The organism is Enterobacter sp. KBR-315C3_2022, assembly GCF_041399425.1.
Taxonomy (GTDB): Bacteria; Pseudomonadota; Gammaproteobacteria; order Enterobacterales; family Enterobacteriaceae; genus Enterobacter.
Map to the genome: position 1 here is coordinate 1 of NZ_JBGKEB010000029.1, position 15,419 is coordinate 15,419.

The window sequence follows — 15,419 nt, forward strand, 5'->3', positions numbered from 1 at the left end:
GGATGAAATTGGCTTTGGTGAACTGATACTGGCCCGGTACGACAGACGAAATCATCGTATAATCCGGGCCGATTAAGTCAAAAAGTGTTACCTATGTGACCGGTCAGATCTATAACCCATGTGACCGGTTCATACACGGGAGCCCCCTTCACACGTTCACAAGTAACGTGATTTAAGAGTAGCAAGGCTCGTAAAGTGAACGGAATTACCACCACAGCCGTATGTTCCCCCTCACCCCAGCCCTCTCCCTGAATGGAGAGGGAGTATTCTGTGCCAGTCTGAAATTTGTGGGGATCCCTCAGCCCACGGGGAGAGGGAGAAAACACTAAAAACGGTAACCCAGGTTACCGTTTTGCTTTTATTCCGGCAGCGTCCAGTCGCCTTCGTTGAGCGGCCGCTGCATGATCAGCGTATCCCGCCAGTCGCCTTTTTTATAGCCGACGCTGCGCAGCTGGCCCACCACCTCGAAGCCGTGCTTTTTATGCAGCCGCAGCGACCCCGCGTTATTGTTCCCATCTCCCACCACGGCGATCATCTGCCGCCACGGGCCCTGCTCGCAGCGCGCGATAAGCGCGCTGAGCAGCGTTGAGCCTAGCCCTTTTCCGGTGGCGCTGGCATCGACGTAAATCGATTCTTCAAGGGTATAGCGATAGGCATCGCGCGGGCGATAGGGCGTGGCGTAGCAATAGCCGACCACGATCCCGCGATAGAGAGCAACCAGCCACGGCAGGCCGCTATCGGACACGTTTTTTATACGCTGGCGCATGTCGTCGACGGTAGGGGGAACTTCCTCAAACGACGCGCGGCCGTGGAGGACGTGCCACGCGTAAATGGCGGAGATGGCATGCACGTCATCGGGAAGGGCGTCGCGCACGACCACTCCGCTTTCGGACAAAGTATCAACAGCCGACATGATGTGCCTGCTCCTCGTAATGCAATGCCGGAGAAGCGTTTCTCCGGCGACAGGCTGCTACTCTAGTACGTTTAAGGCGCGCTTAACAATCTCTCAAATATGGCGGTAACCCGGGTTCAGTGGCTTACGCGTCGTGCTGCTCGGCGTTAACATCCTCTTTCCAGTATTTCTTCCGCGTTGTTTTGCCAATGCCGGGATTCATACTGTTTGTAGGGTCATTCTCGCGATAAAAACGCGTAAGCGTTTCTGGCGCTTTATAGAGATGTCCGACGTTATGTTCCGCAGGATACTGCGCGCCGCGCGCGTGAAGAAGGGCGAGCATCTGCTCTTTTAGCGCATGCGCGTCGACCCCTTTCTTGACGATGTAATCCTGATGGAAGACATAGCACATGAAGTGGCCGTAATAGAGCTTATGCACCAGCTTGTCGCTAATTTCCGGCGGCAGATGCTCAAACCACTCGGTATCGTTGCGGCGCAGGGCGATATCCAGCGCCAGAATATCTTCCACCTCTTCGGAATGCACCGCCTGATAGCGAATCGCCGCGCCCGCTGCCGCAAAACGGTGCAGGAAGGCCTTGCTGCCCTCTTCAGGCGTGCAGGCGAAGAAATCACCCTCGGCGGTTTTGAAAAAGTCGCTCAGCCAGGCCTGCGCTTCGTCGATGCCGTCTCCGGACATTTTGAGCAGCAGGTGATGTTCGTACTTATCGCGCCAGGTTTTCATCCGCTCCGGCAGGTGCGCCGGGAAGACGTTGCCCAGCTTCTGCATAAAGCGGTCGGTGAAGTGGGGCTTAAACAGCGGCACCTTCTCCAGCATCGCGTCGGTACGCCCCTTCATGGTGAAGAAGAACGGCATTTTGTCGGTGCCGAGCCTGTCGATCATCAGGAAGGTGTCTTTACCGTAGCGCTCGGCGATATCGTAAATATCCCGGTGCATATACTCGCCCGCCACCGGCAGGTGGGTGAACTCGGCCAGGATGTGGCGACGAATTTCGGTGAGCACCTCCGGCTGGTTGGTCCCGATGTAGAAGACCTGCTGCTTTTTCTCTGCCGGGAAGGTATCGAGACGCACCGCAAATACCGCCAGCTTGCCCGCGCAGCCGGAGGATTCGAACAGCCGGTCCGGGTCGGCGTTGTAGCGCGCCGGGGTATCGGCCTCAATGTCGCGCACGCGGGTGATGTAATCGTGATCGTGCGCGTGGCGGCCGTCGTGCTGCACGTCTTCATCCCTAACGCGCTCGTCATCCAGCTTGCTCAGAATCTGCTCTGGCGTCACGCCCAGAGCGATACCCAGATGGTTAACCAGCGTCAGCTTGCCGCTCTCGTCGATGCGGGCAAAGAGCGACATCTCGGTATAGGCCGGGCCGCGCTGCACCAGCGAACCGCCGGAGTTATTGCAGATCCCGCCGATCACCGATGCACCAATGCACGAGGAGCCAATCACGGAGTGCGGCTCGCGCCCCAGCGGCTTAAGCGCTTTCTCCAGCGAATAGAGGGTAGTACCCGGGAAGGCCAGCACCTGCTCGCCTTTGTCCAGCAGGTGAAGCTTATCGAGGCGCAGCGTGCTGATAATCACAATGTCGCGATCGTAGTCGTTGCCGTTCGGCGTTGAGCCTTCGGTCAGGCCAGTATTGGCGGCCTGCATTAAAATAATCTTGTCGGCGGCGACGCAGGCGCTGAGCACGCGCCACAGCTCCAGCAGCGTGCCGGGGAAAACGACCGCCAGCGCGTCGCCCTGACCGGAGCGAAAGCCCTTACGGTAGCGGGCGGTTTTGTCCGGGTCGGTAAGCAGGTGAGAGGAGCCAACCAGGCGCGACAGTTCGTTAATAAAAGCGTTGTTATCGTCAGTTCGAACAGAAGACATCTTCCACTCCTTGTGGTGGGGCAAATTTCTCGCTGTAAAGCATAGCGCGATTAACTGTTGAGCGGTCTACTATTCATGAGAAAAATCAGAGAATAACCCTGCAAGCCGCAGAGGGTTTGTGGCACACTGCGCTTTTCGCACGGTCCGGTGGCGTTCTTCCGGCGGTTAATGATGAGAGAGTAAAACGACATGAAATGGATATGTTCTGTAGGTGTCGCCGTCAGCCTGGCGCTGCAGCCTGCGCTGGCAGATGATATGTTTGGCAATCACCCGCTCACGCCTGAAGCCCGGGACGCGTTCGTCACCGAACTGCTTAAAAAGATGACGGTCGATGAGAAGATCGGCCAGCTGCGCCTTATCAGCGTCGGCCCGGATAACCCGAAAGAGGCCATCCGGGAGATGATCAAAGAGAGCCAGGTGGGCGCAATCTTTAACACCGTCACCCGTCAGGATATCCGCAAAATGCAGGATCAGGTGATGGAACTCAGCCGCCTGAAAATTCCTCTCTTCTTCGCCTACGACGTGCTGCACGGGCAGCGGACCGTCTTCCCGATTAGCCTCGGCCTGGCCTCTTCCTTTAACCTCGACGCGGTCAAAACCGTCGGGCGCGTTTCCGCCTATGAAGCGGCCGACGACGGCCTGAACATGACCTGGGCGCCGATGGTGGACGTCTCTCGCGATCCGCGCTGGGGCCGCGCCTCGGAAGGCTTTGGCGAAGACACCTATTTAACGGCCACGATGGGCAAAACCATGGTGGAAGCGATGCAGGGCAAAAGCCCGGCGGACCGCTACTCCGTCATGACCAGCGTCAAGCACTTCGCGGCCTACGGCGCGGTTGAGGGCGGCAAAGAGTACAACACCGTGGACATGAGCCCGCAGCGCCTGTTTAACGACTACATGCCGCCGTACAAAGCGGGGCTGGACGCGGGCAGCGGCGCGGTGATGGTGGCGCTGAACTCGCTGAACGGCACGCCAGCCACCTCCGACTCGTGGCTGCTGAAAGACGTGCTGCGCGACCAGTGGGGCTTCAAGGGCATTACCGTCTCGGATCACGGCGCGATTAAAGAGCTGATCAAGCACGGCACGGCCTCCGATCCGGAAGACGCGGTGCGCGTGGCGCTCAAGTCCGGCATCAACATGAGCATGAGCGACGAATACTACAGTAAATACCTGCCGGGGCTGGTGAAGAGCGGCAAGGTGACGATGGCCGAGCTGGACGACGCGACCCGCCACGTGCTGAACGTGAAATACGACATGGGGCTGTTTAACGATCCGTACAGCCACCTGGGGCCGAAAGAGTCTGACCCGGCGGACACCAACGCCGAAAGCCGCCTGCACCGCAAAGAGGCGCGCGAGGTGGCGCGTGAAAGCCTGGTGCTGCTGAAAAACCGTCTTGAAACGCTGCCGCTGAAAAAGTCCGGCACCATTGCTGTCGTAGGGCCGCTGGCCGACAGCAAGCGCGACGTGATGGGCAGCTGGTCCGCCGCGGGCGTGGCCGATCAGTCCGTCACGGTGCTGACCGGCATCAAAGACGCCGTGGGTGAAAACGCGAAGGTGGTTTACGCCAAGGGCGCGAACGTCACCAACGATAACGATATCGTCACCTTCCTTAACCAGTACGAAGAGGCGGTGAAGGTCGATCCGCGCTCGCCGAAGGAGATGATCGACGAGGCAGTCAGCGCCGCGAAGCAGTCTGACGTCATTGTTGCGGTCGTGGGCGAAGCGCAGGGCATGGCGCACGAAGCGTCCAGCCGTACCGATATCACCATTCCGCAGAGCCAGCGCGACCTGATTGCCGCCCTGAAGGCGACCGGCAAGCCGCTGGTGCTGGTGCTGATGAACGGCCGTCCGCTGGCGCTGGTGAAAGAAGACCAGCAGGCCGACGCGATTCTGGAAACCTGGTTTGCGGGTACAGAAGGCGGTAACGCCATTGCCGACGTGCTGTTCGGCGATTACAACCCGTCCGGCAAGCTGCCGATGTCCTTCCCGCGCTCCGTCGGGCAGATCCCGGTGTACTACAGCCACCTGAACACCGGCCGTCCGTACAACGCCGACAAGCCGAACAAGTACACCTCGCGCTACTTTGACGAAGCGAACGGCCCGCTCTATCCGTTTGGCTACGGCCTGAGCTACACCACCTTTAAGGTCTCGGACGTAAAAATGTCGGCGCCGACCCTGAAGCGTGACGGCAAGGTGACCGCCAGCGTTGAGGTGACCAACACCGGCAAGCGCGAGGGGGCAACGGTCATTCAGATGTACGTTCAGGACGTAACGGCCTCGATGAGCCGCCCGGTTAAGGAGCTGCGCGGCTTTGATAAGGTCACGCTCAAGCCTGGCGAAACCAAAACCGTCACCTTCCCGATTGACGTGAACGCGCTGAAGTTCTGGAACCAGCAGATGAAGTACGACGCGGAGCCGGGCAAGTTTAACGTCTTTATCGGCGTGGATTCTGCTCGCGTAAACAAAGGCGAGTTCGAGCTGCTATAATTCCTTCCCCGCCTCCCCCGGTTCCGGGGGAGGCGTCTTACCTTATGCTAAAAAGGCATTTTGACGGTTAAACCCGCCGTTTTAAGCTACGCTTTTCTTTCAAGCCTCTGAAAAAGGCGGCAAAACTGAGGAAAGTACATGACGATTTCAAAAGGATTAATGGGCTCAGCGGCGCTGCTGGCGGCGCTGAGCCTGCCTTTACAGGCGGCAGAGCCGGTGAAAGTGGGCTCAAAGATTGATACCGAAGGCGCGCTGCTGGGCAACATCATCCTGCAGGTGCTTGAAAGCCACGGGGTGAAAACGGTCAATAAGGTACAGCTCGGCACCACGCCCGTGGTGCGCGGCGCAATTACCTCCGGCGAGCTGGACATCTATCCGGAATATACCGGCAACGGCGCCTTCTTCTTTAAAGACGAAAACGACGCGGCGTGGAAAAATGCCAAAGCCGGCTATGAGAAGGTCAAAAAGCTCGACGCCGAGCAGAACAAGCTGGTCTGGCTAACGCCGGCTCCCGCCAATAACACCTGGACGATTGCGGTGCGTAAGGATCTCGCCGAAAAGGGCAAGCTGGCCTCGCTTGAGGATCTGAGCCGCTATCTGAAAGAGAAGGGCGACTTTAAGCTTGCCGCCTCTGCCGAATTTATCGAGCGCCCCGATGCGCTGCCTGCCTTCGAAAAAGCCTACGATTTCAAGCTTGACCAGTCGCAGCTGCTTTCGCTGGCCGGGGGCGACACGGCGGTGACCATCAAAGCCGCGGCGCAGCAAACCTCCGGCGTGAACGCCGCGATGGCCTACGGCACCGACGGTCCGGTGGCGGCGCTGGGGCTGCAAACGCTGAGCGATCCGAAAGGCGTACAGCCGATCTACGCTCCGGCACCGGTGGTGCGCGAAGCGGTGCTGAAAGCCTATCCCGACCTGGATAAATGGCTTAAGCCGGTTTTCGAAAAGCTGGATGAGAAAACGCTGCAGCAGCTGAATGCCAGCATTGCCGTTGAGGGACTGGATGCCAAAAAAGTGGCCGCCGACTTCCTGAAGCAACAAGGGCTTGTGAAGTAACAGGACAGGGATGTGCCAATAAAATGCCATAACCGCGTGCTGCTGCTGTTGGCCTGTGTGGCCGCGGCAGCCATCGCGCTACCGTTTGTTAACGTTGCGCCAAACCGCCTGGTCTCGGGCGAACCGCGCCTGCTGTGGGAGATTTGGCCGTTCATGCCGGTCGCCATCGTGATGGCGCTGGCGGCGACGATCGCGCTGTCGCTCCTGCCGGGACGCGCCGCCCTCTGGCTGACGCTTATCCTCTGTGAACTCCTCTTTGTTGCGCTTTTCTGGAGCGCCGGGCTGGCGGCAACGCACATGGCCTCGGCGGAAAGCCCGCTTGCGCGAACCTCGATTGGCAGCGGACTGTGGCTCTGGCTGGCGCTGTGCCTGCTGGCGTGCAGCGACGCCATTCGCCGCCTGGTGCCGATGCCCGCCTGGCGCTGGGTGCTGAACGCCCAGATCTGGGTTCTGCCGCTGGCGCTGCTGTTCAGCGGCGAGCTGAACGCGCTTTCCCTGCTCAAGGAGTACGCCAACCGTCAGGAGGTCTTTGACGATGCCCTGGCGCAGCATATAACCATTCTGCTCGGCACGCTTTTCCCCGCGCTGCTTGTCGGCGTGCCGCTGGGGATGCTGTGCTACCGTCACCCCTCGCGGCAGGGAAGCGTGTTTACCGTGCTGAACGTCATCCAGACCATTCCCTCCGTCGCGCTGTTTGGCCTGCTGATTGCGCCGCTCGCGGGGCTGGTGAAGTCGTTTCCCGCGCTGGGATCGCTTGGCGTAGCCGGAACCGGACTCACGCCTGCGCTTATCGCGCTCGTGCTCTACGCGCTGCTGCCGCTGGTGCGCGGCGTGGTGGCGGGGCTGAGCCAGGTGGCGCCGGACGTGCTGGAAAGCGCCCACGCGATGGGCATGAGCGCGCGCCAGTGCTTCTGGAAAATCCAGCTTCCGCTCGCGCTGCCGCTGCTGGTCCGCAGCCTGCGCGTGGTCACCGTGCAAACCGTCGGCATGGCGGTTATCGCCGCGCTGATCGGCGCGGGGGGATTTGGCGCGCTCGTCTTCCAGGGATTGCTCAGCAGCGCGCTGGACCTGGTGTTACTGGGCGTCGTGCCCACCATCGCGCTGGCGGTCGTGCTGGATGCGCTGTTTGCCTTGTGGCTCGCCCTGCTCAGGAGAAGCGCCAATGATTGAATTTCATGATGTCAGTAAAACCTTCGCGGGCCGCCCGGCGGCCAGCCACCTGAACCTTCACTTTGCGGAAGGTGCCTTCTCCGTGCTGATCGGCACCTCCGGTTCGGGCAAATCGACCACCCTGAAAATGATCAACCGGCTGGTGGAGCACGACAGCGGCCAGATCCGCTTTGCCGGGGAAGAGATCCGCAGCCTGCCGGTACTGGAGCTGCGCCGCCGCATGGGCTACGCCATTCAGTCCATCGGCCTGTTTCCCCACTGGACGGTCGCGCAGAATATCGCCACCGTGCTGCAGCTGGAAAAATGGACGAAGGCCAGGATTGCGGATCGCGTGGACGAACTCATGGCGCTGCTGGGGCTGGAGCCTTCGCTGCGCGATCGCTATCCGCACCAGCTCTCGGGCGGGCAGCAGCAGCGCGTGGGCGTGGCGCGCGCGCTGGCCGCGAACCCGCAGGTGCTGCTGATGGATGAGCCGTTTGGCGCGCTCGATCCGGTGACGCGCGGCGCGCTTCAGGCCGAGATGACGCGTATTCACCGCATCCTCGGGCGCACCATTGTGCTGGTCACGCACGACATCGACGAGGCGCTGCGCCTGGGCGATCGCCTGATCCTGATGGACCAGGGGGAAGTGGTGCAGCAGGGCTCGCCGCTGGAGCTGCTAACGCACCCGGCGAACGATTTTGTGCGCGAGTTTTTCGGCCGCAGCGAGCTGGGCGTCCGGCTGCTCTCCCTGCGAACCGTCGGGGAGTATATGCGTTCGCAAAGCGACGCGGTGGCGGGTGAGCCGCTACGGGCGCAGATGAGCCTGCGCGATGCCCTCTCCGCGTTTGTCGCCCGGCGCTGCGAGGTGCTGCCCGTGGCAGACGAGCAGGGCGTGACCTGCGGCGCGCTGCACTTTCGCGATCTGCTGACAGGGGAGGTGGCGGGTGAAGTGGGCGCGTGATCCGTTGCTTTGGCTGATTGGCCTTTTTGTCGCCCTGCTGTTTCTGATGCCGCACAGCGCGGGGCTGTTTAGCGCGCTCTTTCCCGGGCTGCCGCGCCCGGTTTATCAGCAGGAGAGCTTCGTCAACCTGACGCTGGCGCATTTCTGGCTGGTATCGCTCTCCAGCCTGTTTGCCATTCTACTGGGCGTGGGCGCCGGAATTGCGGTCACGCGCCCGCAGGGCAGGGAGTTTCGTCCGCTGGTGGAGACCATCGCCGCGATGGGGCAGACGTTTCCCCCCGTGGCGGTGCTGGCGATTGCGGTGCCGGTAATGGGATTTGGCCAGCAGCCGGCGATTGTGGCGCTGATTCTCTACGGCGTGCTGCCGATTTTGCAGGGGACGCTGGCCGGGATAGCGGCAGTGCCGTCTTCCGTGCTGAGCGTGGCCGAAGGGGTCGGGATGAGCGCCCGCCAGCGGCTGTGGAAGGTTGAACTGCCGCTCGCCGCGCCGGTTATTCTCGCGGGGATCCGCACGTCGGTCATCATCAACATTGGCACGGCGACCATCGCCTCAACGGTGGGCGCAAATACGCTGGGCACGCCGATTATTATCGGCTTAAGCGGGTTTAATACGGCCTATATTCTGCAGGGCGCGGTGCTGGTCGCGCTGGCGGCGATCGTCGTCGACCGCCTGTTCGAAAGGTTGGCGGGGTATTTCAGCCGACACCGCCGCGAACAATAAACGAATAGCCCGCCAGCATGACGCCGCCAATGCCGCTCACGGCCATCAGAACGAAAAGGGTAATTACGGCCAGTTTGGTTGCCTTCATCATGTGCTCCTGTTGTTAACGGAACAATTATACGGTGAAGCGCAGCTGTTAATGAACCATTAAATGCCGTTACGATTCATCCGGCCCCAGGGCGTAAACCGGATAGCCATTCTCCCGCCACTCGGCCAGCAGCTGCTGCTGGGAGGCGGTGGGAATTTCCCCGCACCAGACCAGCAGCGTCTGGCCTTCAAAAAACTCGGGCCGCAGCTGGGCGAGGGAATGGGCCAGCACGTCGACGCGCCAGCCTTTTTGGGTGGCGATCCACGCTTCAAGCCACAGGCGGGTAGTGTCGTGAATGTTCCAGCCGACCACCAGCGCATCTTTTCCGCTCTTGTTTCGGGCGGAGGCCAGGCAGACCGAAATATAGTTGATAAGCACGCCGTCGAGCATGCTCAGGAGCGCCTGCAGCGTGGACTGCTGGCACTGGAGGCGGCGGCGCAGGGGAATAAAAAGCTGCACGATCAGCGTTTGTGCCGGGTGATCGCGCCCCTGCTCCTTAATCCAGGCGCGCAGGCGCTGCAGGTTGCCGGCCTGCAGAAGGCGCAGCAGGGCTTCTTGCTGGTCGCGCCAGACGCGCTGCGTGTCGGGATCGTCCTGGCTGAGCAGGGATTTTACCTTTCCGACCTGCACGCCGTTGTCGATCCAGCTTTTGATTTCCCGGATCCTGTCGATGTCGGCGTCGTTGAAAAGGCGATGTCCGCCGTCCGTTCGCTGCGGCTTGAGTAATCCATACCGCCGCTGCCACGCCCTGAGCGTGACGGGATTGATATCACAAAGGAGTGCCACTTCACCTATCGTGTAAAGCGCCATATTCGCCCCCTGGCCTGCGCGTCCCCAGCTTAACTGTAGACCCAGTTCGCCGAACCAGGAAGAATTGATTCTTTTTTGTACAAATTATGCGAAGGATGCGATATGTTCGGCAAAAGATGTGATACCGGACACGAATTACAGCTTTTTTGTACCGCTTCAAAGAAAGTTATTCCCCTTCAGTGTATGTTACCCGTTTTTAGAATGTGCGGTTCCCGAGTATGTACGAGTTCAATCTGGTGCTGCTGTTGCTTCAGCAGATGTGCGTGTTTCTGGTCATCGCCTGGCTGATGAGCAAAACGCGCCTGTTTATTCCGCTGATGCAGGTTACCGTTCGTTTACCGCACAAGCTGCTTTGCTACGTAACCTTTTCAATTTTCTGCATTATGGGGACGTACTTTGGCCTCCATATCGAAGATTCCATTGCCAACACGCGCGCGATAGGCGCGGTCATGGGCGGCCTGCTCGGTGGCCCCGTCGTGGGCGGGCTTGTCGGCCTGACGGGTGGCCTGCACCGTTACTCAATGGGCGGCATGACGGCGCTCAGCTGCATGATCTCGACGATCGTCGAAGGGCTTCTCGGCGGGCTGGTTCACAGCTACATGATCAAGCGCGGCCGCCCGGACAAGGTGTTTAGCCCGATCGCCGCCGGGGCGATTACCTTTGTAGCCGAGATGGCGCAGATGGCGATCATCCTGCTGATTGCCCGTCCGTTTGAAGATGCTCTGCATCTGGTCAGCAACATTGCCGCGCCGATGATGGTGACGAATACCGTTGGCGCGGCGCTCTTTATGCGCATTTTGCTCGACAAGCGCGCGATGTTTGAGAAATACACCTCGGCGTTTTCCGCCACGGCGCTGAAGGTCGCGGCCTCGACGGAGGGGATCCTGCGCCAGGGCTTCAACGAAGAGAACAGCATGAAGGTGGCGCAGGTGCTGTATCAGGAGCTGGATATCGGCGCGGTTGCGATAACCGATCGCGAAAAGCTGCTGGCCTTTACCGGCGCAGGGGACGATCACCATTTGCCCGGCAAGCCTATCTCGTCCGCCTACACGCTGCGCGCCATTGAGACGGGCGAGGTGGTGTATGCCGACGGCAACGAAGTGCCGTACCGCTGCTCGCTGCACCCGCAGTGCAAGCTGGGCTCGACGCTGGTCATTCCTCTGCGCGGCGAAAACCAGCGGGTGATGGGCACCATTAAGCTGTATGAGGCGAAGAATCGCCTGTTCAGCTCGATCAACCGCACGCTGGGAGAGGGGATCGCGCAGCTGCTGTCGGCGCAAATTCTGGCCGGGCAATACGAGCGGCAGAAGGCGCTGCTGACCCAGTCCGAAATCAAGCTGCTGCACGCGCAGGTGAACCCGCATTTTCTGTTCAACGCGCTGAATACGCTGAAGGCGGTGATTCGCCGCGACAGCGACCAGGCGGCCCAGCTGGTGCAGTTCCTGTCGACGTTTTTCCGTAAAAACCTCAAGCGCCCGTCGGAGATCGTAACCCTGGCCGATGAGATCGAGCACGTTAATGCCTACCTGCAGATTGAAAAGGCGCGCTTTCAGTCGCGCCTGCAGGTGTCGCTGTCCGTACCGGACGAGCTGGCGTATCAGCATCTTCCGGCCTTTACCCTGCAGCCGATCGTGGAAAATGCCATCAAGCACGGCACCTCGCAGCTGCTGGGCACCGGGGAGATATCCATTTCCGCCAGCCGGTTTAATCACCATCTGGTGCTGGATATTGAGGACAACGCCGGGCTGTATGAGCCTACCGGTTCCGGCGGATTAGGCATGAGCCTGGTGGACAAGCGCCTGCGCGCCCACTTCGGCGACGATTGTGGAATTGCCGTTGCCTGCGAGACGGACCGCTTTACCCGCATTACCTTACGACTGCCGCTGGAGGAAAACGCATGCTGAGAGTGCTGATTGTCGATGACGAGCCGCTGGCACGGGAAAACCTGCGCGTGCTGCTGCAGGAGCAGCGTGATATCGAGGTAGTGGGGGAATGCGCAAATGCCATTGAGGCCATCGGCGCGGTGCACAAGCTGCGCCCGGACGTGCTGTTTCTCGACATCCAGATGCCGCGCATCAGCGGCCTGGAGATGGTCGGCATGCTTGACCCGGAGCACCGGCCCTACATCGTTTTTCTGACGGCGTTCGACGAATACGCCGTGAAGGCGTTCGAGGAGCATGCGTTCGACTACCTGCTTAAGCCGATCGAAGAGAAGCGGCTGGACAAAACGCTCAACCGCCTGCGCCAGGAGCGCACCGTGCAGGACGTCACGCTGCTGCCGGAAAACCAGCAGCCGCTCAAGTTCATTCCGTGCACCGGACACAGCCGCATTTACCTTTTGCAGATGGATGACGTCGCGTTTGTCAGCAGCCGCCTGAGCGGGGTCTACGTGACCAGCGCGGAAGGCAGCGAGGGTTTCACCGAGCTGACGCTGCGCACGCTCGAAAGCCGCACGCCGCTGATGCGCTGCCATCGTCAGTATCTGGTGAACATGGCGCACCTGAAGGAAATTCGCCTGGAAGACAACGGGCAGGCCGAGCTGGTGCTGCGCGCGGGCCAGACGGTGCCCGTTAGCCGTCGCTACCTGAAAAGTTTGAAAGAGGCGATCGGCCTGTAAAACTGGTACACTGCGCGCCATTGCATCATCGACAGATAAAGGCACACATGCTGAGTAACGACATACTTCGTAGCCTGCGCTACATCCTGAAAGCCAACAACAACGACATGGTGCGCATTCTTGCGCTTTCCGACATGGAGTCCACGTCCGCAAGTTTCGATACCTGGACGACCAAAGAAGATGAAGAGGGCTTCGTTCGCTGCCCGGATATCATCCTGTCCGGCTTTCTGAACGGGCTTATTTATCATAAGCGCGGCAAAGATGACTCCGCGCCGGAGCTGGCGCTTGAGCGTCGCGTGAATAACAACACGGTGCTGAAAAAGCTGCGCATCGCGTTTTCACTGAAAACCGACGATATTCTGGCGATCGTGACCGGGCAGAAATTCCGCGTGTCGATGCCGGAAATCACCGCCATGATGCGCGCGCCGGACCACAAAAACTACCGCGAGTGCGGGGATCAGTTTCTGCGCTATTTCCTGCGCGGGCTGACGGTTCGCGAACACGCCGCGAAGCCGTGATTGTTTGCCGTGTGGCGGCTTCGCCTTACCCGGCCTACAAAACCGTAGGCAAAAATGCCATAAAAAAAGCCGGATTATGCATCCGGCTTTTTTGTTATTTCACCTGCTGACCCGGCTTCGCGCCTTCGTCAGGGCTTAACAGGAAAATATCCTTCCCGCCAGGGCCTGCGGCCATCACCATCCCTTCGGAGATGCCGAAGCGCATTTTGCGCGGCGCAAGGTTAGCCACCATCACCGTCTGGCGACCAATCAGCACCTGCGGATCGGGGTAGGCTGAGCGGATGCCGGAGAAGACGTTGCGCTTCTCGCCGCCCAGATCCAGCGTCAGGCGCAGCAGCTTGTCAGAACCTTCTACGAACTCCGCGTTCTCAATCAGCGCCACGCGCAGGTCGACCTTCGCGAAATCATCAAAGGTGATGGTTTCCTGAATCGGATCGTCAGCCAGCGGGCCGGTCACCGGCGCAGCGGCAGCCTTCACCTCTTCTTTAGAGGCGTCCACCAGCGCTTCTACCTGCTTCATCTCAATGCGGTTGTACAGCGCCTTAAAGGTGTTCACCTTGTGGCCGAGCAGCGGCTGCTGGATCGCGTCCCAGGTCAGCTCGGTGTTCAGGAATGCTTCAGCACGTTCAGAGAGCTGAGGCAGCACCGGCTTCAGCCAGGTCATCAGCACGCGGAACATGTTCAGACCCATCGTGCAGATCGCCTGCAGGTCAGCGTCGCGGCCTTCCTGTTTTGCCACCACCCACGGAGCCTGTTCGTCCACATAGCGGTTGGCAACATCGGCCAGCGCCATGATTTCACGAATCGCTTTACCGAACTCGCGGCTTTCCCACGCTTCGCCAACCGCAGCGGCGGCGTCGGTGAAGGTTTTGTACAGCTCAGGATCGGCCAGCTCGGCGGAGAGCACGCCGTCGAAACGCTTGGCGATAAAGCCCGCGTTGCGGGAGGCCAGGTTCACCACCTTGTTGACGATGTCCGCGTTCACGCGCTGGACGAAATCTTCCAGATTCAGGTCAATATCGTCGATGCGCGAAGAGAGCTTCGCGGTGTAGTAGTAGCGCAGGCTGTCCGCGTCGAAGTGGTTCAGCCAGGTGCTGGCCTTAATGAAGGTGCCGCGAGACTTGGACATCTTCGCGCCGTTCACCGTCACGTAGCCGTGAACGAACAGGTTGGTCGGCTTGCGGAAGTTGCTGCCTTCCAGCATCGCCGGCCAGAACAGGCTGTGGAAGTAGACGATGTCCTTGCCGATGAAGTGGTACAGCTCGGCAGTGGAATCTTTTTTCCAGTATTCGTCGAAGCTTACGGTGTCGCCGCGCTTGTCGCACAGGTTCTTGAAGGAGCCCATGTAGCCGATTGGCGCGTCCAGCCAGACGTAGAAATATTTGCCCGGCGCGTTCGGGATTTCAAAGCCGAAGTACGGCGCGTCGCGGGAGATATCCCACTGCTGCAGGCCGGATTCGAACCACTCCTGCATCTTGTTCGCCACCTGCTCCTGCAGCGCGCCGCTGCGGGTCCACGCCTGCAGCATTTCGCTAAACGACGGCAGGTCGAAGAAGAAGTGCTCGGAATCACGCATCACCGGGGTTGCGCCGGACACCACGGATTTCGGCTCGATAAGCTCGGTCGGGCTGTAGGTCGCGCCGCACACTTCGCAGTTATCGCCGTACTGATCCGGGGATTTACATTTCGGGCAGGTACCTTTGACGAAGCGGTCCGGCAGGAACATGCCTTTTTCCGGATCGTACAGCTGAGAGATGGTGCGGTTTTTAATAAAACCGTTCTCTTTCAGACGGGTGTAAATCAGCTCCGACAGCTCGCGGTTTTCGTCGCTGTGCGTCGAGTGGTAGTTGTCATAGCTGATGTCAAAACCGGCAAAATCGGTCTGATGCTCCTGACTCATTTCACCGATCATCTGCTCCGGGCTAATGCCGAGCTGCTGCGCTTTCAGCATGATCGGCGTGCCGTGGGCGTCGTCTGCACAGATGAAGTTGACCTCGTGGCCGCGCATTCGCTGGTAACGGACCCAGACATCAGCCTGGATATGCTCCAGCATGTGGCCGAGGTGGATTGAGCCGTTGGCGTACGGCAGGGCGCACGTTACCAGAATTTTTTTCGCGACTTGAGTCATAGTAGGCATTACTTCTTTTAACTGTGAAAAGGGTTTTTGATATTACCAAATGGGGCATTATTAAGTAAGCACAAACCACGGCCTTTCAGGTAAACTTGTTCATCTAA

At 59.8% G+C, this 15,419-nt stretch carries 13 protein-coding genes; 8 read left to right on the top strand and 5 right to left on the bottom strand.

Annotation, left to right across the window (positions count from 1 at the left end; genetic code table 11):
- Nucleotides 1–358: 358 nt before the first annotated feature.
- Together AB8804_RS20760 and dld are read right to left on the bottom strand one after the other, a co-directional pair.
- Nucleotides 359–913: an N-acetyltransferase family protein gene (locus AB8804_RS20760; RefSeq protein ID WP_371189819.1), complete on the bottom strand. Its 555-nt coding sequence runs from the start codon at nucleotides 911–913 to the stop codon at nucleotides 359–361.
- A 124-nt stretch (nucleotides 914–1,037) separates the two neighbouring features.
- Entirely contained in the window at nucleotides 1,038–2,774 is a 1,737-nt protein-coding gene (gene dld, locus AB8804_RS20765; protein ID WP_371189820.1) for a D-lactate dehydrogenase, read from the bottom strand.
- Nucleotides 2,775–2,963: 189 nt separating this feature from the next.
- Between dld and bglX the strand changes: the two genes are divergently transcribed.
- The 5 genes from bglX (at nucleotide 2,964) to AB8804_RS20790 (ending at nucleotide 9,151) form a co-directional block, all read left to right on the top strand.
- A complete protein-coding gene (gene bglX / locus AB8804_RS20770; RefSeq protein ID WP_371189821.1) occupies nucleotides 2,964–5,261 on the top strand; it encodes a beta-glucosidase BglX in 2,298 nt (765 codons plus the stop codon).
- A 138-nt stretch (nucleotides 5,262–5,399) separates the two neighbouring features.
- On the top strand, nucleotides 5,400–6,317 hold the full coding sequence (locus AB8804_RS20775; protein WP_371189823.1) for an ABC transporter substrate-binding protein: 918 nt from the start codon (nucleotides 5,400–5,402) through the stop codon (nucleotides 6,315–6,317).
- Nucleotides 6,318–6,329: 12 nt separating this feature from the next.
- A complete protein-coding gene (locus tag AB8804_RS20780) occupies nucleotides 6,330–7,487 on the top strand; it encodes an ABC transporter permease (protein WP_371189825.1) in 1,158 nt (385 codons plus the stop codon).
- Entirely contained in the window at nucleotides 7,480–8,430 is a 951-nt protein-coding gene (locus AB8804_RS20785) for an ABC transporter ATP-binding protein (RefSeq protein WP_371189826.1), read from the top strand. The genes AB8804_RS20780 and AB8804_RS20785 overlap by 8 nt, the downstream gene beginning before the upstream one ends.
- Nucleotides 8,414–9,151, top strand: coding sequence for an ABC transporter permease (locus tag AB8804_RS20790; RefSeq protein ID WP_371189827.1), 738 nt, complete (start codon nucleotides 8,414–8,416; stop codon nucleotides 9,149–9,151). Before AB8804_RS20785 ends, AB8804_RS20790 begins: the two co-directional genes overlap by 17 nt.
- On the opposite strand, the gene AB8804_RS20795 is transcribed toward AB8804_RS20790, so the two are convergent.
- Nucleotides 9,126–9,239, bottom strand: a complete 114-nt coding sequence (locus AB8804_RS20795) for a protein YohO (RefSeq protein WP_010433613.1) — start codon at nucleotides 9,237–9,239, stop codon at nucleotides 9,126–9,128. The two genes, AB8804_RS20790 and AB8804_RS20795, sit on opposite strands and share 26 nt — an antisense overlap.
- Before the next feature lie 69 nt (nucleotides 9,240–9,308).
- Entirely contained in the window at nucleotides 9,309–10,049 is a 741-nt protein-coding gene (mlrA, locus tag AB8804_RS20800; protein WP_371189828.1) for an HTH-type transcriptional regulator MlrA, read from the bottom strand.
- 218 nt (nucleotides 10,050–10,267) lie between these two features.
- On the opposite strand from mlrA, the gene AB8804_RS20805 reads away from it, so the two are divergent.
- From AB8804_RS20805 to AB8804_RS20815, 3 genes are read left to right on the top strand one after another with little or no spacing between them, the layout of a single operon-like run.
- A complete protein-coding gene (locus tag AB8804_RS20805) occupies nucleotides 10,268–11,953 on the top strand; it encodes a LytS/YhcK type 5TM receptor domain-containing protein (RefSeq protein ID WP_371189829.1) in 1,686 nt (561 codons plus the stop codon).
- The gene (btsR, locus tag AB8804_RS20810) at nucleotides 11,947–12,666 is read left to right on the top strand and encodes a two-component system response regulator BtsR (RefSeq protein ID WP_371189830.1); all 720 of its coding nucleotides are present in this window, start codon (nucleotides 11,947–11,949) and stop codon (nucleotides 12,664–12,666) included. The genes AB8804_RS20805 and btsR overlap by 7 nt, the downstream gene beginning before the upstream one ends.
- Nucleotides 12,667–12,713: 47 nt before the next feature.
- Nucleotides 12,714–13,184, top strand: coding sequence for a DUF1456 family protein (locus AB8804_RS20815; RefSeq protein WP_371189831.1), 471 nt, complete (start codon nucleotides 12,714–12,716; stop codon nucleotides 13,182–13,184).
- Between the two features lie 94 nt (nucleotides 13,185–13,278).
- Here the strand turns inward: AB8804_RS20815 and metG are convergent, their stop codons facing one another.
- Nucleotides 13,279–15,312, bottom strand: coding sequence for a methionine--tRNA ligase (gene metG / locus AB8804_RS20820; RefSeq protein ID WP_371189832.1), 2,034 nt, complete (start codon nucleotides 15,310–15,312; stop codon nucleotides 13,279–13,281).
- Nucleotides 15,313–15,419 lie beyond the last annotated feature (107 nt).

Coding starts and splice junctions, on each gene's coding strand:
- metG (WP_371189832.1), bottom strand. CDS start 15,312: ATGACTCAAGTCGCGAAAAAAATTCTGGTAACGTGCGCCCTGCCGTAC.
- dld (WP_371189820.1), bottom strand. CDS start 2,774: ATGTCTTCTGTTCGAACTGACGATAACAACGCTTTTATTAACGAACTG.
- bglX (WP_371189821.1), top strand. CDS start 2,964: ATGAAATGGATATGTTCTGTAGGTGTCGCCGTCAGCCTGGCGCTGCAG.
- AB8804_RS20805 (WP_371189829.1), top strand. CDS start 10,268: ATGTACGAGTTCAATCTGGTGCTGCTGTTGCTTCAGCAGATGTGCGTG.
- AB8804_RS20795 (WP_010433613.1), bottom strand. CDS start 9,239: ATGAAGGCAACCAAACTGGCCGTAATTACCCTTTTCGTTCTGATGGCC.
- btsR (WP_371189830.1), top strand. CDS start 11,947: ATGCTGAGAGTGCTGATTGTCGATGACGAGCCGCTGGCACGGGAAAAC.
- AB8804_RS20815 (WP_371189831.1), top strand. CDS start 12,714: ATGCTGAGTAACGACATACTTCGTAGCCTGCGCTACATCCTGAAAGCC.
- AB8804_RS20775 (WP_371189823.1), top strand. CDS start 5,400: ATGACGATTTCAAAAGGATTAATGGGCTCAGCGGCGCTGCTGGCGGCG.
- AB8804_RS20760 (WP_371189819.1), bottom strand. CDS start 913: ATGTCGGCTGTTGATACTTTGTCCGAAAGCGGAGTGGTCGTGCGCGAC.
- AB8804_RS20785 (WP_371189826.1), top strand. CDS start 7,480: ATGATTGAATTTCATGATGTCAGTAAAACCTTCGCGGGCCGCCCGGCG.
- mlrA (WP_371189828.1), bottom strand. CDS start 10,049: ATGGCGCTTTACACGATAGGTGAAGTGGCACTCCTTTGTGATATCAAT.